This is a genomic window from Mesorhizobium sp. LSJC280B00 (genome assembly GCF_000502835.1).
Lineage (GTDB): Bacteria > Pseudomonadota > Alphaproteobacteria > Rhizobiales > Rhizobiaceae > Mesorhizobium.
The window spans coordinates 1-4,166 of sequence record NZ_AYVL01000087.1 but is presented as its reverse complement, the minus strand read 5'-3'; the positions used below and the strand labels follow the sequence as shown (position 1 = coordinate 4,166).

General features: G+C 64.2%; 5 protein-coding genes and 1 pseudogene. 4 read left to right on the top strand and 2 right to left on the bottom strand.

The window, feature by feature from the left end:
• Nucleotides 1-82: 82 nt before the first annotated feature.
• A complete protein-coding gene (locus X773_RS73225; RefSeq protein ID WP_023680913.1) occupies nt 83-511 on the bottom strand; it encodes a helix-turn-helix domain-containing protein in 429 nt (142 codons plus the stop codon).
• Between the two features lie 84 nt (nt 512-595).
• Here X773_RS73225 and X773_RS73220 point away from each other — a divergent pair, with 84 nt between their 5' ends.
• The 4 genes from X773_RS73220 to merBA are packed head-to-tail and all read left to right on the top strand — an operon-like array spanning nt 596 to nt 3,862.
• Nucleotides 596-1,021 (top strand): mercuric transporter MerT family protein, encoded by a 426-nt coding sequence (locus X773_RS73220; protein WP_031213451.1) that lies wholly within the window; start codon nt 596-598, stop codon nt 1,019-1,021.
• An 18-nt stretch (nt 1,022-1,039) separates the two neighbouring features.
• Nucleotides 1,040-1,333, top strand: coding sequence for a cation transporter (locus tag X773_RS73215; protein ID WP_023680911.1), 294 nt, complete (start codon nt 1,040-1,042; stop codon nt 1,331-1,333).
• Between the two features lies 1 nt (nt 1,334).
• Nucleotides 1,335-1,583, top strand: a complete 249-nt coding sequence (locus X773_RS73210; protein ID WP_023680910.1) for a hypothetical protein — start codon at nt 1,335-1,337, stop codon at nt 1,581-1,583.
• A complete protein-coding gene (merBA, locus tag X773_RS73205) occupies nt 1,580-3,862 on the top strand; it encodes a bifunctional organomercurial lyase/mercury(II) reductase MerBA (protein WP_023680909.1) in 2,283 nt (760 codons plus the stop codon). The genes X773_RS73210 and merBA overlap by 4 nt, the downstream gene beginning before the upstream one ends.
• A gap of 231 nt (nt 3,863-4,093) precedes the next feature.
• Here merBA and X773_RS76050 read toward each other — a convergent pair.
• A pseudogene (locus X773_RS76050) lies at nt 4,094-4,166 on the bottom strand (GMP synthase); the annotation flags it as partial.

The window sequence follows — 4,166 nt, the reverse complement described above, 5'->3', positions numbered from 1 at the left end:
TTGCCCTTGCCGACCTGTTTGCGGATCGTCTCGACCGCGTGCTCGCGGTAGGCGCGCATCGTCCAGTCGCCTTCGGACGCACTTATGCGGTAGTTCGCTCCTGGAACAGCGTCTCGATCAGCGGGCACTCCGGCAACGTGCCGTCAGCGCATTGCGCGACCACCTCCTTCAGCATGCGCTCCATCCGTTTGAGGTCAGCGATTTTCGTCCGCACGTCCTTAAGATGGGCGGCGGCCACATCTCTTGCCTCGCCGCAAGGCCGATCGCGTTCATCCACGAGGCGCAGCAGTTCGCGGATTTCATCGAGGGAAAAGCCTAGCTCTCGCGCGCGTAGCACGAAGCAAAGGCGCCGCTCGTGCATGGTGTCGTAGCTGCGATAGCCGCTCGTCGTACGCGGCGGCTCGGGCAGAAGGCCGACCTTCTCGTAATAGCGCACGGTCTCCAGATTGCAGCCCGTACGCTGCGCGAGCTCGGCCCGTTGCAGGCCCTTCACCGCGGCATGATCGCGCATCGCAAAATCCCTCTTGACCCTGTAGTGACTACAGACCGCATGCTACGGCACGCTTGGGATTTCGGCAAGGAAGAGAGGCCGGACATGGTTGCATCGCGATCCGGAACAACGGCGGCCCAAACTGCCGCTGCAGACTTGTCTGCCTCTGAACGAGGCGACGCCGGGCGGCAGCGTCTGATCGCCGTGGGCGGCATTCTCGGCGCACTCGCGGCTTCCTCCTGCTGCATCGTGCCGCTGCTTCTGTTCAGCCTTGGCATCGGCGGGGCCTGGATCGGCAATCTGACGGCGCTCGCGCCTTACAAGCCATTCTTCGTCGCCGGCACGGCAAGCCTTCTCGGATGCGGCTTCTACCTCGTCTACTGGAAGCCCAGGCGAGCCTGCGCCGATGACGCCGCTTGCGCGCGCCCGATCCCTAGCCGCTTCGTTCAACTCGCGCTCTGGATCGCGACGGTGCTCGTATTGGCCGCCTTCGCCTTCGACTACATCGCCCCGCTGCTGCTCGGCGCCTGAGACAAAGGAGTTTCATCCATGACCAAGTATTTGAGCGCGCTCGCCCTGATCGGCTCCGTTATCGTGGCTCCGGCCGCGTGGGCTGGCGAGCGCACCGTCACCTTCGCTGTCGACAACATGACCTGCGCCTCATGTCCCTACATCGTGCAGAGCTCAATGGCGGCGGTCCCCGGCGTTGCGAAGGTCGCCGTCTCCTTCGAAGCCAAGACCGCGACCGTGACCTTCGACGACGCTAAGACGAACCCGGATACTATCGCGACCGCTAGCATGAATGCCGGCTATCCGGCCCATCCGACACAGCAGGGCAGTTGAGATGAGCGACCGCGCCCTGGTCCGCGCCGGCGTGGTCGGCGCCATCCTCGCCGCGATCTGCTGCGCGGCGCCGCTCCTCGCCGTGGGTCTGCCCCTGGCCGGCCTTGGCGCGTGGTTGGCAGGCGCCGGTCTGGTGGTGCTTCCCCTGATCGGCGCGAGCCTCGGCCTCGTCGCGTGGGGCGTCCATTATCGCCGGGCACAAGCCGCGGGCTGCGAGAAGAAGATTCACAAGGAAAGCATGAAGCAATGAACGATTGCTGCGCATCCTCCTCGCCCCAGGGCAAGCTTGCAGCTTCCGCATCCGCGACACCGCCGAGCTACACCGTGCGGCCCGGCGTGACGTTTCCGGACTGGTCTGTGGTCACATCTCCCCTCGTCAAAGACGCACTGCTGGCCATGAACGATGTTCTGCGGATCATGGCTGGACCCAACCAACCCGCCGATCGTTGGAGCGACCGCGACCGTCTCGTGGATCGAGTTCGCGTTGCGCTGCTTAAGCTCTACGCCGAGGCAGGGCGAGCACCTACCCAAAGTGCGATTGCCAAGCGCGCGGGGCTGAGCGAGACGACCGTTCAGCCGCAGCTCGAAGAACTCCAACGTCGTGACCTCGTCGTGCTCAACGGCGATCGGATCGTCGGAGCCTATCCCTTTACCGACCGGGATGCGGACCATCAGGTCACCTTGGACGGACGCGTCGTTAACGCCATGTGCGCAGTGGACGCGCTCGGCATCGGCGCCATGACCGGTCGCGACATCGCGATTGCATCGCGCTGCCGCCATTGTGGTGCGCCAATTCGGATCAGCACACGGGATCAAGGTAGGATGCTGGCTCGCGTTGAACCGAAGACGTCCGTTATGTGGCAAAGTGTCCATTACGAAGGCGCGTGCGCGGCGAACTCGCTGTGCGCGACGACCGCGTTCTTCTGTTCGGAAGACCATCTCTCCGCCTGGCGCCGCGAGCGTACCGCGGACGAGCCCGGTTTTCGGCTGTCGATCGAGGAAGGACTGGAGGCGGGTCGCGCTCTCTTCGGACCCAGCCTCGCTGGCCTCGAGATGGCACCACACGCGTCGGTCCGCGCGGCGTTGAAGAGCGCTGCAGCAACAGACCGCCCCTTCCGCGCGAACGGTCGCAATGGTGGCGCCTACGATCTCGTCGTCATCGGCGCCGGCTCAGCCGGCTTCTCGGCTTCGATCACCGCCGCCGATCAGGGTGCGCAAGTCGCCCTCATCGGCCACGGCACCATCGGCGGCACTTGCGTCAATATCGGTTGCGTCCCATCGAAGACGCTGATCCGCGCTGCCGAGACACTTCACAACGCTCGCGTGGCAGCACGTTTCGCCGGCATCGCGGCCGAGGCCGAGCTGACGGACTGGCGCGGAACCATCCGTCAGAAGGACGCACTCGTTTCCGAACTGCGCCAAGCCAAGTACGTGGATCTGCTGCCGGCCTATAACGGCATCGCCTATCATGAGGGCGCGGCGCGTCTCGTGGAAGGTGGTGTCGAGGTGAACGGCGCGCGCATTCCCGCCGGCAAGATCATTATCGCGACCGGCGCGCGGCCGGCTGTTCCCGCCATCCCTGGCATTGAGGACGTGCCCTATCTGACCAGTACGACCGCGCTCGATCTTGAGGAGCTACCACGATCGTTGCTCGTCATCGGAGGCGGCTACATCGGGGCGGAACTCGCCCAGATGTTCGCCCGCGCCGGCGTCAAGGTGACGCTCGTTTGCCGGTCTCGGCTGCTCCCCGAGGCCGAGCCCGAGATCGGCGCGGCCCTGACGGGGTATTTCGAGGACGAAGGGATCACCGTGGTCTCTGGCATCGCCTACCGTGCTATCCGCGGGACCGAGAACGGCATTGTGCTCGACGTTTCCATCGACTGCCACGATACGACGATCGCCGATCAGGTGCTGATCACTACCGGTCGCACGCCCAACATCGAAGACCTTGGGCTCGCCGAGCACGGCATCGTGCTCTCACCGAAAGGCGGCATTGTCGTTGATGACCGCATGCGCACCTCCGGGGCCGGCATCTATGCTGCCGGCGATGTCACCGGCCGCGACCAGTTCGTCTACATGGCCGCCTATGGTGCCAAGCTTGCTGCCAAGAATGCGCTCAACGGCGACAGCCTGCGCTACGACAACAGCGCCATGCCTGCCATCGTTTTCACCGACCCGCAAGTGGCGAGCGTGGGCCTCACCGAGGCCGCGGCCCGTGCCGCCGGACATGCCGTCCGTGTCTCGACGATCGGTCTCGAGCGGGTGCCGCGCGCACTCGCCGCTCGCGACACCCGTGGGCTCATCAAGCTCGTGGCCGATGCCAGCAGTGGCCGGTTGCTCGGCGCGCATATTCTCGCGCCGGAAGGAGCCGACAGTATCCAGACCGCGGCGCTGGCGATCCGGCAAGGCCTCAATGTCGAGGATCTCGCCGATGCGATCTTTCCGTATTTAACCACTGTCGAGGGCTTGAAGCTCGCGGCACTCGGCTTTGCCAAGGACGTCGCCAAGTTGTCGTGCTGCGCTGGCTAGGATTGCGTTCATTTTCCGATTGCGACGCCAGCTGCGCCGATCTCCAGCGAACCGCCGAATTGTACGCTCCAGCACGCCAATATACTCCGCCGACCACACCTCTCTTTACTTTTCGAGAAAGCGCCATCAAATCACACGAGGAATATCCTGAGTCATTGGAGGTCGCTCAAGAGTGCCACGAAGACTTGTCGTAACTACTTCAAACTACGCTATTGCCGCCATTTGTATCCGTCACTCCCACTCGATGGTGCCTGGCGGCTTGCTCGTCACGTCGTAGACCACGCGGTTGATGCCGCGTACCTCG

Bases quoted from the DNA above. Each gene is read 5' to 3' on its own strand.
- X773_RS73210 (WP_023680910.1), top strand. From the start codon at position 1,335: ATGAGCGACCGCGCCCTGGTCCGCGCCGGCGTGGTCGGCGCCATCCTC.
- X773_RS73215 (WP_023680911.1), top strand. From the start codon at position 1,040: ATGACCAAGTATTTGAGCGCGCTCGCCCTGATCGGCTCCGTTATCGTG.
- X773_RS73225 (WP_023680913.1), bottom strand. From the start codon at position 511: ATGCGCGATCATGCCGCGGTGAAGGGCCTGCAACGGGCCGAGCTCGCG.
- X773_RS73220 (WP_031213451.1), top strand. From the start codon at position 596: ATGGTTGCATCGCGATCCGGAACAACGGCGGCCCAAACTGCCGCTGCA.
- merBA (WP_023680909.1), top strand. From the start codon at position 1,580: ATGAACGATTGCTGCGCATCCTCCTCGCCCCAGGGCAAGCTTGCAGCT.